Origin of the sequence: Escherichia sp. HH41S (assembly GCF_009820115.1) — a bacterium.
Classification (GTDB): Bacteria; Pseudomonadota; Gammaproteobacteria; order Enterobacterales; family Enterobacteriaceae; genus Escherichia; species Escherichia coli_F.
On record NZ_VNXE01000113.1, the window covers coordinates 53,865 to 75,551 of the forward strand.

Below are 21,687 nucleotides of genomic sequence, written 5' to 3' on the forward strand. Positions count from 1 at the left end.
AAATTGAGTTTGCAAAAATGAAAACCCACTGCTAGATTGAAAAAATATTGAACATAAAGGTCATTTAAAGCGCAGTAATGGCGATAATTTAGTCCACTTTGTGAGATTGAGCATGGAAAATATAATGAACAATCCGGTTATCGGTGTCGTAATGTGCAGGAACAGGCTTAAGGGTCATGCGACCCAGACTCTGCAAGAAAAGTACCTGAATGCCATCATCCACGCAGGCGGCTTGCCAATTGCGCTGCCACATGCGCTGGCGGAACCGTCATTACTTGAACAACTTTTGCCGAAACTCGATGGTATTTATCTTCCTGGTAGTCCCAGCAATGTGCAGCCGCACCTATATGGTGAAAACGGCGATGAGCCTGACGCCGATCCCGGGCGTGATCTTCTGAGCATGGCGTTAATTAATGCCGCACTCGAAAGGCGCATCCCCATTTTCGCCATCTGCCGGGGTTTACAGGAACTGGTGGTGGCAACCGGTGGTTCGTTGCATCGCAAGCTGTGCGAACAGCCTGAATTGCTGGAACATCGGGAAGATCCCGAACTGCCGGTGGAACAGCAATATGCACCGTCGCATGAAGTTCAGGTTGAAGAGGGGGGATTACTGTCTGAGTTGTTACCTGAATGTAGCAACTTTTGGGTAAACTCTCTGCATGGACAAGGGGCGAAGGTCGTTAGCCCACGGTTGCGTGTTGAAGCTCGCTCGCCGGATGGCTTAGTTGAGGCGGTTAGCGTCATCAATCATCCTTTTGCGCTGGGCGTACAGTGGCACCCGGAATGGAACAGTAGCGAGTACGCGCTTTCGCGTATATTGTTCGAGGGCTTTATCACCGCTTGTCAGCACCATATCGCTGAAAAACAGCGACTCTGACCACTACAGTTTAAGGAAATGCAAATATGAGTGATGAGGGACTGGCGCCAGGAAAACGCTTGTCGGAAATCCGCCAGCAGCAGGGGCTTTCACAACGTCGTGCCGCCGAACTCTCCGGGCTGACTCACAGTGCTATCAGTACGATAGAACAAGATAAAGTCAGCCCTGCCATCAGTACGCTGCAAAAGCTGCTGAAGGTGTATGGTCTGTCACTCTCGGAATTCTTTTCCGAGCCGGAAAAACCTGATGAACCGCAGGTCGTCATTAATCAGGACGACTTAATTGAAATGGGTAGTCAGGGTGTGTCGATGAAGTTGGTGCATAACGGTAACCCGAATCGTACGCTGGCGATGATATTTGAAACGTACCAGCCAGGCACAACCACTGGGGAAAGAATTAAGCATCAGGGTGAGGAAATAGGCACTGTACTGGAAGGTGAAATCGTTCTGACGATTAATGGTCAGGATTATCACCTTGTCGCGGGGCAAAGTTATGCCATTAATACCGGCATTCCGCACAGTTTCAGTAATACGTCGGCAGGCATTTGCCGAATTATCAGCGCCCATACGCCCACCACGTTTTAATCTTTTTGTTCTGTAAGCCGGGTAAGCGCAATGCGCCCGGCAATCCATAAAGAATGTCGCCGGAAATAAACGGGCTTATCGCTCGGGGATCTCTGCGCCCTGACGTTCACAAATTGCATATATCTGATAGACGTGAAACAGGAGTCATAATGAATTTTCATCATCTGGCTTACTGGCAGGATAAAGCGTTAAGTCTCGCCATTGAAACCCGCTTATTTATTAACGGTGAATATACTGCTGCGGCGGAAAATGAAACTTTTGAAACCGTTGATCCGGTCACCCAGGCACCGCTGGCGAAAATTGCCCGCGGCAAGAGCGTCGATATCGACCGTGCGGTGAGCGCAGCACGCGGCGTATTTGAACGCGGTGACTGGTCACTCTCTTCTCCGGCAAAACGTAAAGCGGTACTGAATAAACTCGCCGATTTAATTGAAGCCAACGCCGAAGAGCTGGCACTGCTGGAAACTCTCGACACCGGCAAACCGATTCGTCACAGTCTGCGTGATGATATTCCCGGCGCGGCGCGCGCCATTCGCTGGTACGCCGAAGCGATCGACAAAGTGTATGGCGAAGTGGCGACCACCAGTAGCCATGAGCTGGCGATGATCGTGCGTGAACCAGTCGGCGTGATTGCTGCCATTGTGCCGTGGAACTTCCCGCTGCTGCTGACCTGCTGGAAACTCGGCCCGGCGCTGGCGGCGGGAAACAGCGTGATTCTAAAACCGTCTGAAAAATCACCGCTCAGTGCGATTCGTCTCGCCGGGCTGGCGAAAGAAGCAGGTCTGCCGGATGGCGTGTTGAACGTGGTGACGGGTTTTGGTCATGAAGCGGGGCAGGCGCTGTCGCGTCATAACGATATCGATGCCATCGCCTTTACCGGTTCGACCCGTACCGGCAAACAGCTGCTGAAAGATGCAGGCGACAGCAACATGAAACGCGTCTGGCTGGAAGCGGGCGGCAAAAGCGCCAACATCGTTTTCGCTGACTGCCCGGATCTGCAAAAAGCCGCGAGTGCCACCGCTGCAGGTATCTTCTATAACCAGGGCCAGGTGTGCATCGCCGGAACGCGTTTGTTGCTGGAAGAGAGCATTGCCGATGAGTTCTTAGCCCTGTTAAAACAGCAGGCGCAAAACTGGCAGCCGGGCCATCCACTTGATCCCGCAACCACCATGGGCACCTTAATCGACTGCGCTCACGCCGACTCGGTGCATAGCTTTATTCGCGAAGGCGAAGGTAAAGGGCAACTGCTGCTGGATGGTCGTAATGCCGAACTGGCTGCGGCCATCGGCCCGACCATCTTTGTGGATGTCGACCCGAATGCGTCCTTAAGCCGCGAAGAGATTTTCGGCCCGGTGCTGGTGGTCACGCGTTTCACATCAGAAGAGCAGGCGCTACAGCTTGCCAACGACAGCCAGTACGGCCTGGGCGCGGCGGTGTGGACGCGCGACCTCTCCCGCGCGCACCGCATGAGCCGCCGCCTGAAAGCCGGTTCCGTCTTCGTCAATAACTACAACGACGGCGATATGACCGTGCCGTTTGGCGGTTATAAGCAGAGCGGCAACGGTCGCGATAAATCCCTGCATGCCCTTGAAAAATTCACCGAACTGAAAACCATCTGGATAAGCCTGGAGGCCTGAAATGACCGAACATACCAGCAGTTATTACGCCGCCAGTGCGAATAAATACGCGCCATTCGACACGCTGAATGAGTCGATTTCCTGCGATGTTTGCGTGGTCGGCGGCGGCTATACCGGGCTTTCCTCCGCGCTGCATCTGGCAGAGGCGGGCTTTGACGTGGTGGTTCTTGAAGCCTCACGTATCGGCTTCGGCGCAAGCGGACGCAACGGCGGGCAGCTTGTGAACTCCTACAGCCGCGACATCGACGTGATCGAAAAAAGCTACGGCATGGATACCGCCCGTATGCTCGGCAGCATGATGTTTGAAGGCGGCGAGATCATCCGCGAACGTATCAAACGTTATCAGATTGACTGCGACTATCGCCCCGGCGGCCTGTTTGTGGCGATGAATGATAAACAACTCGCCACACTCGAAGAGCAGAAAGAGAACTGGGAACGCTACGGCAATAAACAGCTGGAGCTGCTGGACGCCAACGCTATTCGCCGCGAGGTCGCCAGCGATCGCTACACTGGTGCGCTGCTGGATCACAGCGGTGGGCATATTCATCCGCTAAACCTCGCCATTGGTGAAGCCGATGCCATTCGCCTGAACGGCGGGCGCGTGTATGAGCTTTCCGCCGTGACGCAGATCCAGCACACCACGCCAGCCGTGGTGCGGACTGCCAATGGTCAGGTGACGGCGAAGTATGTGATTGTCGCCGGGAATGCGTATCTGGGCGATAAAGTAGAGCCGGAACTGGCGAAACGCAGCATGCCGTGCGGCACGCAGGTGATCACCACCGAGCGGCTGTCGGAAGATTTAGCCCGTTCGCTGATCCCGAAAAACTACTGTGTGGAAGACTGTAACTATCTTCTTGATTACTACCGCCTGACTGCCGATAACCGCCTGCTGTACGGCGGCGGCGTGGTCTACGGCGCGCGCGACCCGGATGACGTTGAGCGTCTTGTTGTGCCGAAACTGCTGAAAACCTTCCCGCAGCTGAAGGGCGTGAAAATTGATTACCGCTGGACGGGCAACTTCCTGCTGACCTTGTCGCGCATGCCGCAGTTCGGTCGCCTTGATACCAACATCTACTACATGCAGGGCTACAGCGGTCACGGCGTTACCTGTACCCATCTCGCCGGGCGTCTGATTGCCGAACTGCTGCGCGGTGACGCCGAACGCTTCGACGCCTTCGCCAATCTGCCGCATTACCCGTTCCCCGGCGGGCGCACGCTGCGCGTGCCATTTACCGCGATGGGCGCGGCTTATTACAGCCTGCGCGATCGTCTGGGTGTTTAATTTCCGATTAACAGTGAAGAGTCAAAAGGTGTGAAACATGAGCAACAATGAATTCCATCAGCGTCGTCTTTCTGCTACCCCACGCGGGGTTGGCGTGATGTGTAACTTCTTCGCCCAGTCGGCAGAAAACGCCACGCTGAAGGATGTAGAGGGCAACGAATATATCGATTTCGCCGCAGGCATTGCGGTGCTGAATACCGGGCATCGCCACCCTGATCTGGTCGCGGCGGTGGAGCAGCAATTGCAACAGTTTACCCACACGGCGTATCAGATTGTGCCCTATGAAAGCTACGTCACCCTGGCGGAGAAAATCAACGCCCTTGCCCCGGTGAGCGGGCAGGCTAAAACTGCGTTCTTCACCACCGGTGCGGAAGCGGTGGAGAACGCGGTGAAAATCGCCCGCGCCCATACCGGACGCCCTGGCGTGATTGCGTTTAGCGGCGGCTTCCACGGTCGTACATATATGACCATGGCGCTGACCGGAAAGGTCGCGCCGTACAAAATCGGCTTCGGCCCGTTCCCCGGTTCGGTGTATCACGTACCTTATCCGTCAGATTTACATGGCGTTTCAACGCAGGACTCCCTCGATGCCATCGAACGCTTGTTTAAATCGGACATTGAAGCGAAGCAGGTGGCGGCGATTATTTTCGAACCGGTGCAGGGCGAAGGCGGTTTCAACGTTGCGCCAAAAGAGCTGGTTGCCGCCATTCGCCGCCTGTGCGACGAGCACGGTATTGTGATGATTGCCGATGAAGTGCAAAGCGGCTTTGCGCGTACCGGTAAACTGTTTGCCATGGATCACTACGCCGATAAGCCGGACTTAATGACGATGGCGAAAAGCCTCGCGGGCGGGATGCCGCTTTCGGGCGTGGTCGGTAACGCGAATATTATGGACGCGCCCGCGCCGGGCGGGCTTGGTGGTACCTACGCCGGGAACCCGCTGGCGGTGGCTGCCGCGCACGCGGTGCTCAACATTATCGACAAAGAATCACTCTGTGAACGCGCTAATCAACTGGGCCAGCGTCTGACAAATACGTTGATTGATGCCAAAGAAAGCGTTCCGGCCATCGCGGCGGTACGCGGTCTGGGGTCGATGATTGCGGCAGAGTTTAACGATCCGCAAACGGGCGAGCCGTCAGCGGCGATTGCACAGAAAATCCAGCAACGCGCGCTGGAGCAGGGGCTGCTCCTGCTGACCTGTGGCGCGTACGGCAACGTGATTCGTTTCCTGTACCCGCTGACCATCCCGGACGCGCAGTTCGATGCGGCAATGAAAATATTGCAGGATGCGCTGCGCTTATCAGGCCTGTAAACGACGTATTGATTATGTATGCCGGATAAGGCGTTCACGCCGCATCCGGCAAGTTGTATTGCCCAACTTCGCTAAATCTGGTGCTTTTTCAACAACGCGCGGAACTGATGATAGGTTAACCCCAGTAATTCAGCCGCGCGCTTCTGGTTATATTTCCCTTGTTGCAAACTGAGTTGCAGTAACTCTTTTTCCTGCTGCATCTGAAACTCACGTAAATCCAGCGGCAGCGTTGGAAGCGAGGTGGTTTCTGAAACGGCGATAGCGTCTTCAGGCGGACGCCGTTTAAAAGGATCAATAATAATGTCATCAAGCGGATAATCGCTGGTGCCGTGGCGATACACCGAACGTTCCACCACGTTTTTCAATTCACGAATATTTCCCGGCCAGCGATAATTCAGCAATGTTTCTCTGGCGTGCTCGGTAAAACCCGGGAACAGAGGCAGCTTGATTTCCCGACACATCTGGATGGCAAAGTGTTCTGCCATCAACATAATGTCGCTTTCACGCTCGCGCAGTGGTGGCAGTTGCACAACATCAAAAGCCAGCCGGTCGAGCAGGTCAGCGCGAAAAGTCCCTTCATTGACCATCGCCGGGAGATCGGCATTCGTCGCGCATACCAGCCGCACATTCACCTGCAATGGCTGGCTGCCGCCAACGCGCTCCAGTTCACCGTACTCAATCACGCGCAATAATTTTTCTTGCACCATCATCGGTGCCGTAGCGAGTTCATCAAGAAATAGCGTACCGCCGTCGGCACGTTCAAATCTCCCTGGATGACGTTTTTGCGCACCGGTAAACGCGCCCGCTTCGTGACCAAACAGTTCGGAATCCAGCAGATTTTCATTTAACGCCGCGCAGTTAAGGGAAATAAACGGCCCCTGCCAACGGGAGGAGAGATAATGCAGACGGCTGGCAATCAGCTCTTTACCTGTGCCGCGCTCGCCGATGATGAGCACCGGTTTGTCCAGCGGTGCGAGATGCGAAACCTGTTCCAGCACTTCGAGAAAGCTGTTCGCCTCACCGAGTAAATTATCTTTGTATTCTGCCATGATGAAATTCGCCACTTGTTAGTGTAATTCGCTAACTCATCCTGGCATGTTGCTGTTGATTCTTCAATCAGATCTTTATAAATCAAAAAGATAAAAAATTGGCACGCAAATTGTATTAATAGTTCAGCAGGACAATCCTGAACGCAGAAATCAAGAGGACAACATTATGGGTATTTTTTCTCGCTTTGCCGACATCGTGAATGCCAACATCAACGCTCTGTTAGAGAAAGCGGAAGATCCACAGAAACTGGTGCGTCTGATGATCCAGGAGATGGAAGATACACTGGTTGAAGTACGTTCTACTTCGGCGCGTGCGCTGGCAGAAAAGAAACAGCTGACTCGCCGTATTGAACAAGCGTCGGCGCGTGAAGTTGAATGGCAGGAAAAAGCCGAACTGGCGCTGCTGAAAGAGAGAGAAGATCTGGCGCGTGCGGCGTTAATTGAAAAACAGAAACTGACCGATCTGATTAAGAGCCTGGAACATGAAGTGACGCTGGTGGACGATACGCTGGTGCGTATGAAGAAAGAGATCGGCGAGCTGGAAAACAAATTGAGTGAAACACGCGCTCGCCAGCAGGCATTGATGTTACGCCATCAGGCGGCAAACTCGTCGCGCGATGTGCGTCGTCAGCTGGACAGTGGCAAACTGGATGAAGCAATGGCTCGTTTCGAATCTTTCGAACGTCGAATTGACCAGATGGAAGCGGAAGCAGAAAGCCACAGCTTCGGTAAACAAAAATCGCTGGACGATCAGTTTGCCGAACTGAAAGCCGATGATGCAATCAGCGAGCAACTGGCACAATTAAAAGCCAAAATGAAGCAAGACAATCAATAATAACATCCAGGCGGCGTCCGAACGCGCCGCCGCTCATCGTCTAAGGAGTCCTTATGAGCGCGCTATTTCTGGCTATTCCGTTAACCATTTTTGTGCTGTTTGTTTTACCGATCTGGTTATGGCTGCATTACAGCAATCGTTCTGGTCGCAGTGAATTGTCGCAAAGTGAGCAGCAACGATTAGCGCAACTGGCTGATGAAGCAAAACGGATGCGCGAACGTATTCAGGCACTGGAATCCATTCTTGATGCAGAACATCCGAACTGGAGGGATCGCTAATGGCGGGCATTAATCTCAATAAAAAATTATGGCGTATTCCACAGCAGGGCATGGTACGCGGCGTCTGCGCCGGGATTGCCAACTATTTTGATGTACCGGTAAAACTGGTACGTATCCTGGTGGTGCTGTCGATTTTCTTCGGCCTGGCGCTGTTTACCCTGGTTGCTTACATCATTTTGTCATTTGCGCTTGATCCAATGCCGGACAACATGGCCTTTGGTGAACAACTGCCTTCCAGCAGCGAATTGTTAGATGAAGTCGATCGTGAACTGGCGGCCAGTGAAACGCGCTTACGCGAGATGGAACGTTATGTCACTTCCGACACCTTCACGCTACGTAGTCGTTTCCGTCAACTGTGAGGAAAGATATGAATACTCGCTGGCAACATGCCGGGCAAAAGATGAAGCCTGGTTTCAAATTAGCAGGCAAGCTGGTACTTCTTACTGCACTGCGCTATGGCCCGGCGGGTGTGGCTGGCTGGGCGATAAAATCAGTTGCTCGCCGACCGCTGAAAATGTTGCTGGCCGTGGCGCTGGAACCGCTGTTAAGTCGGGCTGCCAATAAACTGGCGCAGCGTTATAAAAGGTGAGGGGAGTTTCGCAAAAATTGTTAAAGCTAAGGCGTATTATGGATGGCAATTTTCATCCATAGAAGGACGCTTACATGTTTAAAAAAGGCTTACTTGCTCTGACACTGGTGTTTTCACTGCCCGTTTTCGCCGCTGAACACTGGATCGATGTTCGTGTTCCAGAGCAGTATCAGCAAGAGCACGTTCAGGGAGCCATCAATATTCCCCTGAAGGAAGTGAAAGAGCGCATTGCCACCGCCGTTCCGGATAAAAACGACACCGTGAAAGTGTATTGCAATGCCGGACGCCAGTCAGGGCAGGCAAAAGAGATCCTTAGCGAGATGGGATATACCCACGTTGAGAACGCTGGCGGCCTGAAAGACATCGCAATGCCGAAGGTCAAAGGTTAAAAGAATCCACCCTAAGCGGCGCTTATGCGCCGTTTACTTTTTCTGTCACACCTTATTTACATCCCCATAGATTATTTGCGTCAGCTCACAAATACGCTTTTTCCCTGGTAAAAAATGATTTCCTGCGTGACTAAAACCCTTGTGCTCAATTGACAGTTTATTTTCTGCGGAGTAGTCTCTCGTTTCATGGGACCGCTACCACGGAAAGGCAACATGAAACAGAAAATTACGGATTACCTGGACGAAATCTACGGTGGAACATTTACCGCGACTCATTTACAGAAACTTGTAACGCGTCTTGACAGTGCGAAAAGATTAATTACACAGCGACGTAAAAAACACTGGGATGAAAGTGATGTCGTGTTAATTACCTATGCCGATCAATTTCACAGTAATGATTTAAAACCACTACCCACATTTAATCAGTTTTACCATCACTGGCTGCAAAGCATTTTTTCACATGTTCATTTGTTGCCGTTTTATCCATGGTCATCTGATGATGGCTTTTCGGTAATTGATTATCATCAGGTCGCCAGTGAAGCAGGGGAGTGGCAGGATATTCAGCAACTCGGTGAATGCAGTCATTTAATGTTTGATTTTGTCTGCAACCATATGTCGGCAAAAAGTGAATGGTTTAAAAACTATTTACAACAGCAGCCAGGTTTTGAAGATTTTTTTATTGCCGTTGACCCGCAAACCGATCTCAGCGCCGTCACTCGCCCGCGTGCGTTACCGTTATTAACGCCATTCCAGATGCGCGATCATTCAACGCGCCATTTATGGACCACCTTTAGCGACGATCAAATTGACCTGAATTACCGTAGCCCTGAAGTGTTACTGGCGATGGTGGATATTTTACTGTGTTACCTTGAGAAAGGTGCTGAGTATGTCCGCCTGGATGCCGTTGGCTTTATGTGGAAAGAGCCGGGAACAAGCTGCATCCATCTGGAAAAAACACATCTGATTATCAAGCTGTTACGGTCGATTATTGATGACGTAGCACTAGGTACAGTGATCATTACCGAGACCAATGTTCCGCACAAAGACAACATTGCTTACTTTGGAAACGGTGATGACGAAGCGCATATGGTGTACCAGTTCTCGCTGCCGCCGCTGGTGCTGCATGCGGTGCAAAAACAGAACGTTGAGGCGCTTTGTGCGTGGGCGCAAAACCTGACACTACCTTCCAGCATCACCACCTGGTTTAACTTCCTCGCCTCTCACGATGGCATCGGGCTTAACCCACTGCGTGGCTTGCTACCCGAAAGCGAAATATTAGCGCTGGTCGAGGCATTACAGCAGGAAGGGGCATTAGTAAACTGGAAAAATAATCCCGATGGTACGCGCAGTCCGTATGAAATGAATGTGACCTACATGGACGCATTGAGCCATCGCGATTGCAGTGACGAAGAACGCTGTGCCCGGTTTATTCTTGCTCATGCCATATTGTTAACCTTTCCCGGTGTGCCTGCTGTCTATATTCAAAGTATTCTGGGTTCACGTAATGATTACGCTGGTGTCGAAAAGCTGGGATATAACCGCGCGATTAACCGTAAGAAATATCGTAGTGAAGAGATAGCCAGTGAACTGAATGATGAAACGACACTCAGGCACGCAGTATATCATCAGTTGTCACATTTAATTACGCTTCGTCGCCGTCATAAAGAATTTCATCCGGATAATAGTTTTACCATCGATACGGTTAATTCATCCGTAATGCGTATTCAAAGAAGCAACGCGGATGGTAATTGTCTGACAGGATTGTTTAATGTCAGTGAAAATATTCAGCATATAAATATTACTGACCTGCACGGTCGGGATCTGATTAGTGAAGTTGATATAGTGGGTAATGAAATAACGCTGCGCCCCTGGCAGGTTATGTGGATTAAATAAAAAGGAACATCTCATGATTAAATCAAAAATCGTGCTGTTATCAGCACTGGTTTCCTGCGCCCTGATTTCAGGCTGTAAAGAAGAAAATAAAACGAATGTCTCCATCGAGTTTATGCATTCTTCGGTGGAACAGGAACGCCAGGCGGTAATTAGTCAGTTAATTGCGCGTTTTGAAAAAGAAAACCCAGGCATCACTGTTAAACAAGTGCCGGTGGAAGAAGATGCCTATAACACCAAAGTCATCACCCTTTCCCGTAGCGGCTCGCTGCCGGAAGTGATCGAAACCAGCCATGACTACGCCAAAGTGATGGACAAAGAACAGCTTATCGATCGCAAAGCGGTTGCTACGGTCATCAGTAATGTCGGTGAAGGCGCGTTTTATGACGGCGTTCTGCGGATTGTGCGCACCGAAGATGGTAGCGCCTGGACCGGTGTTCCTGTCAGCGCATGGATTGGCGGTATCTGGTATCGCAAAGATGTGCTGGCAAAAGCCGGGCTGGATGAGCCGAAAAACTGGCAACAGTTGCTGGATGTCGCACAGAAACTGAACGATCCGGCGAATAAAAAATACGGTATTGCACTGCCGACGGCAGAAAGCGTACTGACGGAACAATCGTTCTCTCAGTTTGCGTTATCCAATCAGGCCAACGTTTTTAACGCCGAAGGCAAAATCACTCTTGATACGCCGGAGATGATGCAGGCGCTGACCTATTACCGCGACCTTGCTGCCAACACCATGCCGGGTTCTAACGACATTATGGAAGTGAAAGACGCCTTTATGAACGGCACCGCGCCGATGGCGATTTACTCCACCTATATCCTTCCGGCTGTGATTAAAGAAGGCGACCCGAAGAATGTCGGTTTCGTGGTGCCAACCGAGAAAAACTCGGCGGTCTACGGCATGTTGACCTCGCTGACCATTACCGCCGGGCAAAAAAGCGAAGAGACGGAAGCGGCGGAAAAATTTGTCACCTTTATGGAGCAGGCAGACAACATTGCCGACTGGGTGATGATGTCACCAGGCGCGGCGCTGCCGGTGAACAAAGCGGTTGTGACGACTGCCACCTGGAAAGATAACGACGTGATTAAGGCGCTGGGAGACTTGCCGAATCAGTTGATTAGCGAACTGCCAAATATTCAGGTCTTTGGCGCAGTAGGGGATAAAAACTTTACCCGCATGGGCGATGTGACGGGTTCTGGCGTGGTGAGCTCAATGGTGCATAACGTCACCGTGGGTAAAGCCGATCTCTCTACCACGCTGCAAGCGAGCCAGAAAAAGCTGGATGAGTTGGTCGAACAGCACTAAACCCAGGACAGGAATCCGCAATGAACAGGCTTTTTTCAGGTCGTTCCGATATGCCCTTTGCGCTGCTGCTTCTCGCGCCCAGCTTATTACTGCTGGGCGGTCTGGTGGCGTGGCCGATGGTGTCGAATATCGAAATCAGTTTTTTACGTCTGCCGCTCAATCCCAACATCGAATCAACGTTTGTTGGGGTGAGTAACTATGTGCGTATCCTCTCCGATCCCGGTTTCTGGCACTCGCTGTGGATGACGGTCTGGTATACCGCGCTGGTGGTGGCGGGCAGCACCGTGCTCGGGCTGGCGGTGGCGATGTTTTTCAACCGCGAGTTCCGCCTGCGCAAAACCGCGCGTTCGCTGGTGATCCTCTCCTACGTAACGCCGTCTATTTCGCTGGTGTTCGCCTGGAAATACATGTTCAACAACGGCTACGGCATTGTGAACTACCTCGGCGTCGATCTTCTGCATTTCTATGAGCAGGCACCGCTGTGGTTCGATAATCCGGGCAGTAGCTTTGTGCTGGTGGTGCTGTTCGCCATCTGGCGCTACTTCCCGTATGCCTTTATTTCGTTTCTGGCGATTTTGCAGACCATCGACAAATCGCTGTACGAAGCGGCAGAGATGGATGGCGCTAATGCCTGGCAGCGGTTTCGCATTGTCACGCTGCCCGCGATTATGCCGGTCCTGGCGACGGTGGTGACTCTGCGTACCATCTGGATGTTCTACATGTTCGCTGACGTTTATTTGCTGACGACCAAGGTCGATATTCTCGGCGTCTATCTCTACAAAACCGCCTTTGCCTTTAATGACTTAGGGAAAGCGGCGGCGATCTCGGTGGTGCTCTTCATCATTATTTTCGCTGTCATTCTGCTGACCAGAAAACGGGTGAACCTCAATGGCAACAAATAAACGCACACTCAGTCGTATCGGTTTTTACTGCGGGCTGGCGCTGTTTCTCATCATCACGCTGTTTCCGTTTTTTGTGATGCTGATGACCTCGTTTAAGAGCGCGAAAGAGGCGATATCGCTGCATCCTACGCTGCTGCCGCAACAGTGGACGCTGGAGCATTACGTCGACATTTTTAACCCGGTGATTTTCCCGTTTGTCGATTATTTCCGTAACAGCCTGGTGGTGTCGGTAGTTTCATCCGTGATAGCAGTATTTCTCGGCATTCTCGGGGCTTACGCGCTTTCCCGCCTGCGCTTTAAAGGGCGAATGACCATCAACGCCAGCTTCTACACGGTGTACATGTTCTCCGGCATTTTGCTGGTGGTGCCGCTATTCAAAATCATCACCGCGCTTGGCGTTTACGACACCGAGATGGCGCTGATCATCACCATGGTTACGCAAACCCTGCCTACCGCCGTGTTTATGCTGAAAAGCTACTTCGACACCATCCCCGATGAAATCGAAGAAGCGGCGATGATGGATGGCCTCAACCGGCTGCAAATCATCTTCCGCATCACGGTACCGCTGGCGATGTCCGGGCTGATATCCGTGTTCGTCTACTGCTTTATGGTGGCGTGGAACGACTATCTGTTTGCCTCGATTTTCCTCTCCAGCGCCAGCAATTTCACTTTACCGGTAGGCCTGAACGCGCTGTTCAGTACCCCTGATTACATCTGGGGCCGAATGATGGCGGCCTCGCTGGTGACCGCATTGCCGGTGGTGATTATGTATGCACTTTCGGAACGTTTTATTAAGAGTGGTTTGACCGCCGGTGGCGTGAAGGGCTAAAGCGGCCAGTTTCTTGACAAGGAGTTTTACATGAAAAAGTTAGTAGCCACAGCACCGCGCGTTGCCGCATTGGTGGAGTATGAAGACAGAGCGATTTCAGCCAATGAAGTGAAGATCCGCGTGCGGTTCGGCGCGCCGAAACACGGGACGGAAGTGGTCGATTTTCGCGCCGCCAGCCCGTTTATTAATGAAGACTTTAATGGCGAATGGCAGATGTTCACCCCGCGTCCGGCAGATGCGCCGCGCGGCATTGAGTTTGGCAAGTTCCAGCTTGGCAACATGGTGGTTGGCGACATTATCGAGTGCGGCAGCGAGGTTACCGACTACGCGGTGGGCGACAGCGTATGCGGCTATGGCCCGCTTTCCGAAACGGTCATCATTAACGCGGTGAATAACTACAAACTGCGCAAGATGCCGCAAGGTAGCTCGTGGAAAAACGCCGTCTGTTACGACCCGGCGCAGTTTGCCATGAGCGGCGTGCGCGATGCCAACGTGCGCGTGGGCGATTTTGTGGTGGTGGTAGGGCTTGGCGCGATTGGTCAAATTGCCATTCAACTGGCAAAACGCGCTGGCGCGTCGGTGGTGATTGGTGTCGATCCTATCGCTCATCGCTGTGATATTGCCCGTCGCCACGGGGCGGATTTCTGCCTTAACCCCATTGGCACAGATGTAGGCAAAGAGATTAAAACGCTGACCGGCAAGCAGGGTGCCGATGTGATTATCGAAACCAGCGGCTACGCCGACGCGCTGCAATCGGCACTGCGCGGCCTGGCTTATGGCGGCACCATCTCGTATGTCGCATTTGCCAAACCATTTGCCGAAGGTTTCAACCTCGGACGTGAAGCGCATTTCAACAACGCCAAAATTGTCTTCTCTCGTGCGTGCAGTGAACCGAACCCGGATTATCCGCGCTGGAGCCGCAAGCGTATTGAAGAAACCTGCTGGGAACTGCTGATGAACGGTTATCTCAATTGTGAAGATTTAATCGACCCGGTGGTGACCTTTGCTAACAGCCCGGAAAGCTACATGCAGTATGTCGACCAGCATCCGGAACAGAGCATCAAAATGGGCGTAACTTTTTAATTCTAAGGACGGAAAAATGAAAATCGGTACACAGAATCAGGCCTTCTTTCCAGAAAATATTCTGGAGAAATTTCGTTATATCAAAGAGATGGGGTTTGATGGTTTTGAGATTGACGGCAAACTGCTGGTTAACAATCTCGAAGAAGTCAAAGCAGCAATTAAAGAAACCGGTTTACCGGTGACCACCGCCTGCGGTGGTTATGACGGCTGGATTGGCGACTTTATCGAAGAACGTCGTCTTAATGGTTTAAAGCAGATCGAGCGCATTCTTGAGGCGCTGGCGGAAGTGGGCGGCAAAGGTATTGTCGTTCCGGCTGCGTGGGGCATGTTTACCTTCCGCTTACCGCCGATGACCTCACCGCGCAGCCTGGACGGCGATCGTCAAATGGTGAGCGATTCCCTGCGTTTCCTGGAAAAGGTGGCCGCGCGTACCGGAACGGTGGTGTATCTCGAACCGCTAAACCGCTATCAGGACCACATGATCAACACGCTCGCCGATGCACGTCGTTACATCGTCGAAAACGATCTTAAACATGTGCAGATTATCGGCGATTTCTATCACATGAATATCGAAGAGGATAACCTGGCGCAGGCGCTGCATGACAACCGTGACCTGCTTGGTCATGTGCATATTGCCGATAATCATCGCTATCAGCCGGGCAGTGGCACCCTCGATTTCCACGCGCTGTTTGAACAGCTGCGCGCCGATAACTATCAGGGCTATGTGGTGTATGAAGGGCGCATTCGGGCAGAAGATCCTGCTCAGGCGTACCGTGATTCTTTGGCCTGGTTGCGCACCTGCTAAGAGGTCTTTGTGAAAAGTGCAATGACAAGCTCTCCGCTGCGGGTCGCGATAATAGGCGCGGGCCAGGTGGCGGATAAGGTTCATGCTTCGTACTACTGCACCCGCAACGATCTGGAACTGGTGGCTGTCTGTGACAGCCGTCTTTCCCAGGCGCAGGCGTTGGCAGAGAAATACGGGAACGCATCCGTGTGGGACGATCCGCAGGCCATGCTGCTGGCGGTAAAACCTGACGTGGTAAGCGTCTGTTCACCTAACCGTTTTCATTACGAGCATACCCTGATGGCGCTGGAGGCAGGCTGCCATGTGATGTGCGAGAAACCGCCCGCCATGACACCAGAACAGGCGCGGGAAATGTGCGATACCGCGCGCAAACAGGGCAAGGTGCTGGCCTACGACTTTCACCATCGTTTTGCGCTCGATACGCAACAGCTGCGTGAACAGGTGACCAACGGCGTTTTGGGAGAGATTTACGTTACCACCGCCCGCGCCCTGCGTCGTTGCGGTGTTCCCGGCTGGGGTGTCTTTACCAATAAAGAATTGCAGGGCGGTGGCCCGCTGATCGACATAGGCATTCATATGCTGGATGCCGCGATGTATGTGCTGGGCTTTCCGGCGGTGAAAAGCGTGAATGCGCACAGCTTTCAAAAGATCGGCCCGCAAAAGAGCTGTGGTCAATTTGGTGAGTGGGACCCGGCAACCTACAGCGTCGAAGATTCGCTGTTTGGCACCATTGAATTTCATAACGGCGGCATTCTTTGGCTCGAGACATCATTTGCACTCAACATCCGCGAACAGTCGATTATGAACGTCAGCTTTTGCGGTGATAAAGCCGGAGCCACGCTGTTTCCGGCGCATATCTACACCGATAACAACGGTGAATTAATGACGCTGATGCAACGGGAACTGGCCGACGACAACCGTCATTTGCGCAGCATGGAAGCCTTTATCAATCACGTACAGGGCAAGCCAGTGATGATTGCCGACGCCGAGCAAGGGTACATCATCCAGCAACTGGTGGCGGCGCTGTATCAATCCGCAGAAACAGGGACGCGTGTGGAATTATGACCAGGCCAGTAACATTAACGGAACCCCATTTCAGCCAGCATACCCTGAATAAATATGCCTCATTAATGGCGCAGGGGAACGGCTATCTTGGGCTTCGTGCCAGCCATGAAGAAGATTACACGCGGCAGACGCGCGGCATGTATCTGGCAGGGCTTTATCATCGAGCGGGTAAAGGAGAAATCAACGAACTGGTGAATCTGCCAGACGTGGTGGGAATGGAAATTACCCTAAACGGCGAGATTTTTTCGTTATCCTGCGAAGCGTGGCAGCGTGAGCTTGACTTTGCCAGTGGAGAATTACGCCGCAGTGTTATCTGGCGCACCAGCGACGGCGCAGGGTTCACCCTTGAAAGCCGTCGTTTTGTTTCAACAGATCAACTGCCGCTGGTCGCGCTGGAAATCAGTATTACCCCGCTGGACGCCGACGCGTCAGTGCTGATTTCAACAGGCATTGATGCCACGCAAACCAACCACGGTCGCCAGCATCTGGACGAAACCCAGGTGCGGGTGTTTGGTCAGCATTTGATGCAGGGGATCTACACCACCCAGGATGGGCGCAGTGATGTGGCCATCAGTTGTCACTGTCAGGCGAGTGGTGACGTTCAGCAGTGCTATACCGCAAAAGAGCGCCGTTTGCTGCAACATACCAGCGCGCAACTTCGCACAGGTGAAACACTGACCTTGCAAAAGCGGGTGTGGATTGACTGGCGGGACGACCGACAAGCCGCTTTAGACGAGTGGGGCAGTGCGTCGCTTCGCCAGCTCGAAAGGTGCACGCAACAGAGTTATGACCAACTTCTAGCAGCATCCACAGAAAACTGGCAGCAATGGTGGCAGAAACGTCGTATCACGGTAAACAGTTGCGATGCGCACGATCAGCGGGCGTTAGACTATGCGCTTTATCATTTGCGTATTATGACGCCCGCCCATGACGAGCGTAGCAGCATTGCGGCGAAAGGCTTAACCGGCGAAGGCTACAAAGGCCACGTTTTCTGGGATACGGAAGTGTTCCTGCTGCCGTTCCATCTGTTTAGCGAACCGACGATTGCCCGGAGTTTGCTGCGCTATCGCTGGCACAACTTACCGGGGGCGCAGGAGAAAGCGCGACGCAATGGCTGGCAGGGCGCGCTGTTTCCGTGGGAGAGCGCACGTAGCGGCGAAGAAGAAACGCCGGAATTTGCCGCCATTAACATTCGTACCGGGCTGCGGCAAAAAGTGGCCTCAGCGCTGGCAGAACATCATCTGGTTGCCGATATCGCCTGGGCGGTTATTCAATACTGGCAGGTAACAGGGGATGAAAGCTTCATTGCTCACGAAGGCATGGCGCTACTGCTGGAGACCGCAAAGTTCTGGATTAGCCGCGCGGTAAGGGTTAACGATCGTCTGGAAATTCATGATGTTATTGGGCCAGACGAATATACCGAACACGTTAATAATAACGCATACACCAATTATATGGCCTGCTACAACGTCCAACAGGCGCTGAATATTGCTCGCCAGTTTGGCTGTAGCGACGACGCGTTTATTCATCGTGCCGACATGTTCCTCAAAGAGCTGTGGATGCCAGAAATTCAGCCCGACGGCGTTTTGCCGCAGGATGATTCGTTTATGGCGAAACCGGCGATAGATCTGGCGAAATACAAAGCGGCGGCAGGCAAACAAACCATTCTGCTGGATTATTCACGCGCAGAAGTGAACGAGATGCAGATCCTCAAGCAGGCCGATGTGGTGATGCTCAATTACATGCTACCGGAACAATTTTCAGCGGCCTCTTGTCTCGCCAATCTGCAATTTTATGAACCGCGCACCATTCACGACTCGTCATTGAGTAAAGCGATCCACGGCATTGTTGCCGCGCGTTGTGGCTTGCCTGCGCAGAGTTACCCGTTCTGGCGCGAGGGGAGTGAAATCGATCTTGGTGCTGATCCGCATAGCTGCGATGACGGTATCCACGCTGCCGCAACTGGCGCTATCTGGCTGGGCGCGATTCAGGGTTTTGCCGGAGTCAGCGTGCGCGACGGCGAATTACATCTCAATCCGGCGTTACCTGAGCAGTGGCAACAGTTGTCTTTCCCTCTGTTCTGGCAAGGCTGCGAATTACAGGTCACTCTCGACGCGCAGCGTATTGCGATTCGAACTTCTGCGCCTGTTTCACTGCGGTTGAACGGTCAGCTTATTTCCGTGACTGAAGAATCTGTTTTCTGTTTGGGTGATTTTATTTTGCCCTTCAATGGGACCGCTACCACGCATCAGGAGGATGAATGAAACTACAAGGGGTAATTTTCGATCTGGATGGCGTGATCACCGACACCGCACATCTGCACTTCCAGGCATGGCAGCAGATTGCAGCCGAAATCGGCATCGGCATCGATGTGCAATTTAACGAGACGTTAAAAGGGATCAGCCGCGATGAGTCCCTGCGACGCATTCTGCAACACGGGGGCAAAGAGGGCGACTTTAACGTGCAAGAGCGGGCGCAACTGGCGTATCGCAAAAATCTGCTCTACGTCCACTCACTGCGCGAACTGACGGTTAACGCTGTTCTGCCGGGAATTCGGCCTTTGCTGGCAGATCTTCGGGCGCAAGGCATCCCGGTAGGGCTGGCCTCCGTCTCTCTGAATGCCCCAACAATTTTAGCGGCGCTGGAGCTGCGCGAGTTTTTCACCTTCTGCGCGGACGCTTCCCAACTTAAACACTCGAAACCGGACCCGGAAATCTTTCTCGCCGCCTGTGCCGGGCTGGGCGTGCCGCCGCAGGCATGTATCGGCATTGAAGATGCGCAGGCGGGCATTGACGCCATTAACGCCAGCGGTATGCGCTCGGTGGGGATCGGCGCGGGCTTAACTGGGGCGCAATTACTGTTGCCCTCAACGGAGTCCCTGACCTGGCCGCGGTTATCGGCCTTCTGGCAAAACGTATAGCAAAGGAATCAACATGGCACAGCTTTCGTTACAACATATTCAAAAGATCTACGATAACCAGGTGCATGTGGTGAAGGACTTCAACCTGGAGATTGCCGATAAAGAGTTCATCGTGTTTGTCGGTCCGTCGGGCTGCGGTAAATCGACCACCCTGCGTATGATTGCCGGGCTTGAGGAGATCAGCGGCGGCGATCTGTTGATCGACGGTAAACGAATGAATGACGTTCCGGCCAAAGCACGCAATATCGCGATGGTGTTCCAGAACTACGCGCTGTATCCGCATATGACGGTCTACGACAACATGGCGTTTGGCCTGAAGATGCAAAAAATCGCCAAAGAGGTGATTGATGAGCGGGTTAACTGGGCGGCGCAAATCCTTGGCCTGCGTGAGTACCTGAAACGCAAGCCGGGTGCGCTTTCCGGCGGGCAACGCCAGCGTGTGGCGCTCGGACGGGCGATTGTGCGCGAAGCGGGCGTGTTTTTGATGGATGAACCGCTCTCTAACCTGGATGCCAAGCTGCGCGTACAAATGCGCGCGGAAATCAGCAAGCTGCATCAGAAACTGAACACCACCATGATCTACGTGACCCACGATCAGACCGAAGCGATGACCATGGCGACGCGGATTGTCATTATGAAGGATGGGATTGTTCAGCAGGTCGGTGCGCCGAAAACGGTCTATAACCAACCGGCGAATATGTTTGTTGCCGGCTTTATTGGGTCACCAGCAATGAATTTTATTCGCGGCACGATCGATGGCGATAAATTCGTTACGGAAACGCTTAAATTAACCATTCCCGAAGATAAATTAGCGGTTCTGAAAACGCAGGAAAGCTTGCATAAGCCCATCGTGATGGGAATACGCCCGGAAGATATTCATCCGGATGCGCAAGAGGAAAATAACATTTCCGCCAAAATTAGCGTGGCAGAATTAACCGGTGCGGAATTTATGCTCTACACCACGGTTGGGGGGCACGAGTTAGTGGTCCGTGCTGGTGCGTTAAATGATTATCATGCAGGAGAAAACGTCACTATTCATTTCGATATGACCAAATGTCATTTCTTTGATGCAGAAACGGAAATAGCAATTCGCTAAATACAGGGGGAAGGCATTCCCCCAGGATAATACAAGGAACAATAATGAAAAAGTTATTACCCTGTACCGCACTGGTGATGTGTGCGGGAATGGCCTGCGCACAGGCTGAGGAAAAAAACGACTGGCACTTTAATATCGGCGCGATGTACGAAATAGAAAACGTCGAGGGTTATGGCGAAGATATGGACGGGCTGGCGGAGCCTTCCGTCTATTTTAATGCTGCCAATGGGCCGTGGAGAATATCGCTGGCTTATTACCAGGAAGGGCCGGTAGATTATAGCGCGGGTAAACGTGGAACCTGGTTTGATCGCCCGGAACTGGAAGTGCATTATCAGTTTCTCGAAAGCGATGATTTCAGTTTCGGCCTGACCGGTGGTTTCCGTAACTATGGTTATCACTACGTTGATGAACCGGGTAAAGACACGGCAAATATGCAGCGCTGGAAAATCGCGCCAGACTGGGACGTGAAACTGACTGACGATTTACGTTTCAACGGATGGCTGTCGATGTATAAATTTGCCAACGATCTGAATACAACCGGTTATGCTGATACCCGTGTCGAAACGGAAACGGGTCTGCAATATACCTTCAACGAAACGGTTGCCTTGCGAGTGAACTATTATCTCGAGCGCGGCTTCAATATGGACGACAGCCGCAATAACGGTGAATTCTCCACGCAAGAAATTCGCGCCTATTTACCGCTGACGCTCGGCAATCACTCGGTAACACCGTATACGCGCATTGGGTTGGATCGCTGGAGTAACTGGGACTGGCAGGATGATATCGAACGTGAAGGCCATGATTTTAACCGTCTTGGTTTGTTTTACGGTTATGATTTCCAGAATGGTCTTTCCGTTTCGCTGGAATACGCGTTTGAGTGGCAGGATCACGATGAAGGCGACAGCGATAAATTCCATTATGCAGGTGTCGGTGTGAATTACGCGTTCTGATAATGT

22 protein-coding genes are annotated in these 21,687 nt (G+C 52.4%); 21 read left to right on the forward strand and 1 reads right to left on the reverse strand.

Annotated features, from left to right (window positions below; all coding sequences use genetic code 11):
- The first annotated feature begins 112 nt into the window (after positions 1-112).
- The 5 genes from puuD to puuE all read left to right on the forward strand — a co-directional run bounded on the left by puuD (position 113) and on the right by puuE (position 5,692).
- A complete protein-coding gene (gene puuD / locus FQZ95_RS21260) occupies positions 113-877 on the forward strand; it encodes a gamma-glutamyl-gamma-aminobutyrate hydrolase (protein WP_105288045.1) in 765 nt (254 codons plus the stop codon).
- A 26-nt stretch (positions 878-903) separates the two neighbouring features.
- Positions 904-1,461, forward strand: coding sequence for an HTH-type transcriptional regulator PuuR (gene puuR, locus FQZ95_RS21265; RefSeq protein WP_001278727.1), 558 nt, complete (start codon positions 904-906; stop codon positions 1,459-1,461).
- A gap of 149 nt (positions 1,462-1,610) precedes the next feature.
- A complete protein-coding gene (gene puuC / locus FQZ95_RS21270; protein ID WP_105288046.1) occupies positions 1,611-3,098 on the forward strand; it encodes an aldehyde dehydrogenase PuuC in 1,488 nt (495 codons plus the stop codon).
- A 1-nt stretch (position 3,099) separates the two neighbouring features.
- Entirely contained in the window at positions 3,100-4,380 is a 1,281-nt protein-coding gene (gene puuB / locus FQZ95_RS21275) for a gamma-glutamylputrescine oxidase (RefSeq protein WP_000134848.1), read from the forward strand.
- A gap of 37 nt (positions 4,381-4,417) precedes the next feature.
- Entirely contained in the window at positions 4,418-5,692 is a 1,275-nt protein-coding gene (gene puuE, locus FQZ95_RS21280; protein WP_105288047.1) for a 4-aminobutyrate transaminase, read from the forward strand.
- A 71-nt stretch (positions 5,693-5,763) separates the two neighbouring features.
- Here puuE and pspF read toward each other — a convergent pair whose 3' ends face one another.
- Positions 5,764-6,741 (reverse strand): phage shock protein operon transcriptional activator, encoded by a 978-nt coding sequence (gene pspF, locus FQZ95_RS21285; protein ID WP_001361677.1) that lies wholly within the window; start codon positions 6,739-6,741, stop codon positions 5,764-5,766.
- Between the two features lie 166 nt (positions 6,742-6,907).
- Here pspF and pspA point away from each other — a divergent pair, with 166 nt between their 5' ends.
- From pspA to ompG, 16 genes are all read left to right on the forward strand, one after another.
- Positions 6,908-7,576 (forward strand): phage shock protein PspA, encoded by a 669-nt coding sequence (gene pspA / locus FQZ95_RS21290; protein ID WP_000511033.1) that lies wholly within the window; start codon positions 6,908-6,910, stop codon positions 7,574-7,576.
- Positions 7,577-7,629: 53 nt separating this feature from the next.
- A complete protein-coding gene (gene pspB, locus FQZ95_RS21295; protein ID WP_001274963.1) occupies positions 7,630-7,854 on the forward strand; it encodes an envelope stress response membrane protein PspB in 225 nt (74 codons plus the stop codon).
- Entirely contained in the window at positions 7,854-8,213 is a 360-nt protein-coding gene (pspC, locus tag FQZ95_RS21300) for an envelope stress response membrane protein PspC (protein WP_000907387.1), read from the forward strand. Before pspB ends, pspC begins: the two co-directional genes overlap by 1 nt.
- An 8-nt stretch (positions 8,214-8,221) precedes the next feature.
- Positions 8,222-8,443 (forward strand): phage shock protein PspD, encoded by a 222-nt coding sequence (gene pspD / locus FQZ95_RS21305; RefSeq protein WP_064527286.1) that lies wholly within the window; start codon positions 8,222-8,224, stop codon positions 8,441-8,443.
- 74 nt (positions 8,444-8,517) lie between these two features.
- Positions 8,518-8,832: a thiosulfate sulfurtransferase PspE gene (gene pspE, locus FQZ95_RS21310; RefSeq protein WP_000473128.1), complete on the forward strand. Its 315-nt coding sequence runs from the start codon at positions 8,518-8,520 to the stop codon at positions 8,830-8,832.
- Positions 8,833-9,045: 213 nt separating this feature from the next.
- Positions 9,046-10,725, forward strand: coding sequence for a glucosylglycerate phosphorylase (gene ycjM / locus FQZ95_RS21315; protein WP_088542047.1), 1,680 nt, complete (start codon positions 9,046-9,048; stop codon positions 10,723-10,725).
- Positions 10,726-10,738: 13 nt separating this feature from the next.
- Entirely contained in the window at positions 10,739-12,031 is a 1,293-nt protein-coding gene (locus FQZ95_RS21320) for an ABC transporter substrate-binding protein (protein ID WP_105288048.1), read from the forward strand.
- 20 nt (positions 12,032-12,051) lie between these two features.
- Positions 12,052-12,933, forward strand: coding sequence for a carbohydrate ABC transporter permease (locus FQZ95_RS21325; protein ID WP_160530624.1), 882 nt, complete (start codon positions 12,052-12,054; stop codon positions 12,931-12,933).
- The gene (locus tag FQZ95_RS21330) at positions 12,920-13,762 is read left to right on the forward strand and encodes a carbohydrate ABC transporter permease (protein ID WP_000224670.1); all 843 of its coding nucleotides are present in this window, start codon (positions 12,920-12,922) and stop codon (positions 13,760-13,762) included. Before FQZ95_RS21325 ends, FQZ95_RS21330 begins: the two co-directional genes overlap by 14 nt.
- Positions 13,763-13,792: 30 nt before the next feature.
- Positions 13,793-14,845 (forward strand): zinc-dependent alcohol dehydrogenase, encoded by a 1,053-nt coding sequence (locus FQZ95_RS21335; protein ID WP_000737371.1) that lies wholly within the window; start codon positions 13,793-13,795, stop codon positions 14,843-14,845.
- Positions 14,846-14,861: 16 nt separating this feature from the next.
- The gene (locus FQZ95_RS21340) at positions 14,862-15,650 is read left to right on the forward strand and encodes a sugar phosphate isomerase/epimerase family protein (protein WP_032184031.1); all 789 of its coding nucleotides are present in this window, start codon (positions 14,862-14,864) and stop codon (positions 15,648-15,650) included.
- 9 nt (positions 15,651-15,659) lie between these two features.
- Positions 15,660-16,715 carry a Gfo/Idh/MocA family protein gene (locus tag FQZ95_RS21345; RefSeq protein ID WP_039020823.1) on the forward strand — a complete coding sequence of 352 codons (1,056 nt, stop codon included), beginning with the start codon at positions 15,660-15,662 and terminating at the stop codon, positions 16,713-16,715.
- Complete coding sequence (gene ycjT, locus FQZ95_RS21350; RefSeq protein WP_105288049.1) at positions 16,712-18,979, forward strand: kojibiose phosphorylase; 2,268 nt, start codon at positions 16,712-16,714, stop codon at positions 18,977-18,979. Before FQZ95_RS21345 ends, ycjT begins: the two co-directional genes overlap by 4 nt.
- Complete coding sequence (gene pgmB, locus FQZ95_RS21355) at positions 18,976-19,635, forward strand: beta-phosphoglucomutase (protein WP_104917315.1); 660 nt, start codon at positions 18,976-18,978, stop codon at positions 19,633-19,635. Before ycjT ends, pgmB begins: the two co-directional genes overlap by 4 nt.
- Before the next feature lie 13 nt (positions 19,636-19,648).
- Entirely contained in the window at positions 19,649-20,731 is a 1,083-nt protein-coding gene (locus FQZ95_RS21360) for an ABC transporter ATP-binding protein (protein ID WP_000057969.1), read from the forward strand.
- A gap of 44 nt (positions 20,732-20,775) precedes the next feature.
- Complete coding sequence (gene ompG / locus FQZ95_RS21365) at positions 20,776-21,681, forward strand: monomeric porin OmpG (protein WP_000735245.1); 906 nt, start codon at positions 20,776-20,778, stop codon at positions 21,679-21,681.
- Positions 21,682-21,687: the final 6 nt, after the last annotated feature.

What these genes read in the sequence shown, in the direction of transcription:
- puuE (WP_105288047.1), top strand. Translation starts at nt 4,418, where the DNA reads ATGAGCAACAATGAATTCCATCAGCGTCGTCTTTCTGCTACCCCACGC.
- pspF (WP_001361677.1), bottom strand. Translation starts at nt 6,741, where the DNA reads ATGGCAGAATACAAAGATAATTTACTCGGTGAGGCGAACAGCTTTCTC.
- pspC (WP_000907387.1), top strand. Translation starts at nt 7,854, where the DNA reads ATGGCGGGCATTAATCTCAATAAAAAATTATGGCGTATTCCACAGCAG.
- FQZ95_RS21335 (WP_000737371.1), top strand. Translation starts at nt 13,793, where the DNA reads ATGAAAAAGTTAGTAGCCACAGCACCGCGCGTTGCCGCATTGGTGGAG.
- puuR (WP_001278727.1), top strand. Translation starts at nt 904, where the DNA reads ATGAGTGATGAGGGACTGGCGCCAGGAAAACGCTTGTCGGAAATCCGC.
- ompG (WP_000735245.1), top strand. Translation starts at nt 20,776, where the DNA reads ATGAAAAAGTTATTACCCTGTACCGCACTGGTGATGTGTGCGGGAATG.
- FQZ95_RS21325 (WP_160530624.1), top strand. Translation starts at nt 12,052, where the DNA reads ATGAACAGGCTTTTTTCAGGTCGTTCCGATATGCCCTTTGCGCTGCTG.
- FQZ95_RS21320 (WP_105288048.1), top strand. Translation starts at nt 10,739, where the DNA reads ATGATTAAATCAAAAATCGTGCTGTTATCAGCACTGGTTTCCTGCGCC.
- puuD (WP_105288045.1), top strand. Translation starts at nt 113, where the DNA reads ATGGAAAATATAATGAACAATCCGGTTATCGGTGTCGTAATGTGCAGG.
- pspB (WP_001274963.1), top strand. Translation starts at nt 7,630, where the DNA reads ATGAGCGCGCTATTTCTGGCTATTCCGTTAACCATTTTTGTGCTGTTT.
- puuC (WP_105288046.1), top strand. Translation starts at nt 1,611, where the DNA reads ATGAATTTTCATCATCTGGCTTACTGGCAGGATAAAGCGTTAAGTCTC.
- FQZ95_RS21360 (WP_000057969.1), top strand. Translation starts at nt 19,649, where the DNA reads ATGGCACAGCTTTCGTTACAACATATTCAAAAGATCTACGATAACCAG.
- FQZ95_RS21330 (WP_000224670.1), top strand. Translation starts at nt 12,920, where the DNA reads ATGGCAACAAATAAACGCACACTCAGTCGTATCGGTTTTTACTGCGGG.
- pspA (WP_000511033.1), top strand. Translation starts at nt 6,908, where the DNA reads ATGGGTATTTTTTCTCGCTTTGCCGACATCGTGAATGCCAACATCAAC.
- FQZ95_RS21340 (WP_032184031.1), top strand. Translation starts at nt 14,862, where the DNA reads ATGAAAATCGGTACACAGAATCAGGCCTTCTTTCCAGAAAATATTCTG.
- pspD (WP_064527286.1), top strand. Translation starts at nt 8,222, where the DNA reads ATGAATACTCGCTGGCAACATGCCGGGCAAAAGATGAAGCCTGGTTTC.
- ycjT (WP_105288049.1), top strand. Translation starts at nt 16,712, where the DNA reads ATGACCAGGCCAGTAACATTAACGGAACCCCATTTCAGCCAGCATACC.
- pgmB (WP_104917315.1), top strand. Translation starts at nt 18,976, where the DNA reads ATGAAACTACAAGGGGTAATTTTCGATCTGGATGGCGTGATCACCGAC.
- puuB (WP_000134848.1), top strand. Translation starts at nt 3,100, where the DNA reads ATGACCGAACATACCAGCAGTTATTACGCCGCCAGTGCGAATAAATAC.
- pspE (WP_000473128.1), top strand. Translation starts at nt 8,518, where the DNA reads ATGTTTAAAAAAGGCTTACTTGCTCTGACACTGGTGTTTTCACTGCCC.
- ycjM (WP_088542047.1), top strand. Translation starts at nt 9,046, where the DNA reads ATGAAACAGAAAATTACGGATTACCTGGACGAAATCTACGGTGGAACA.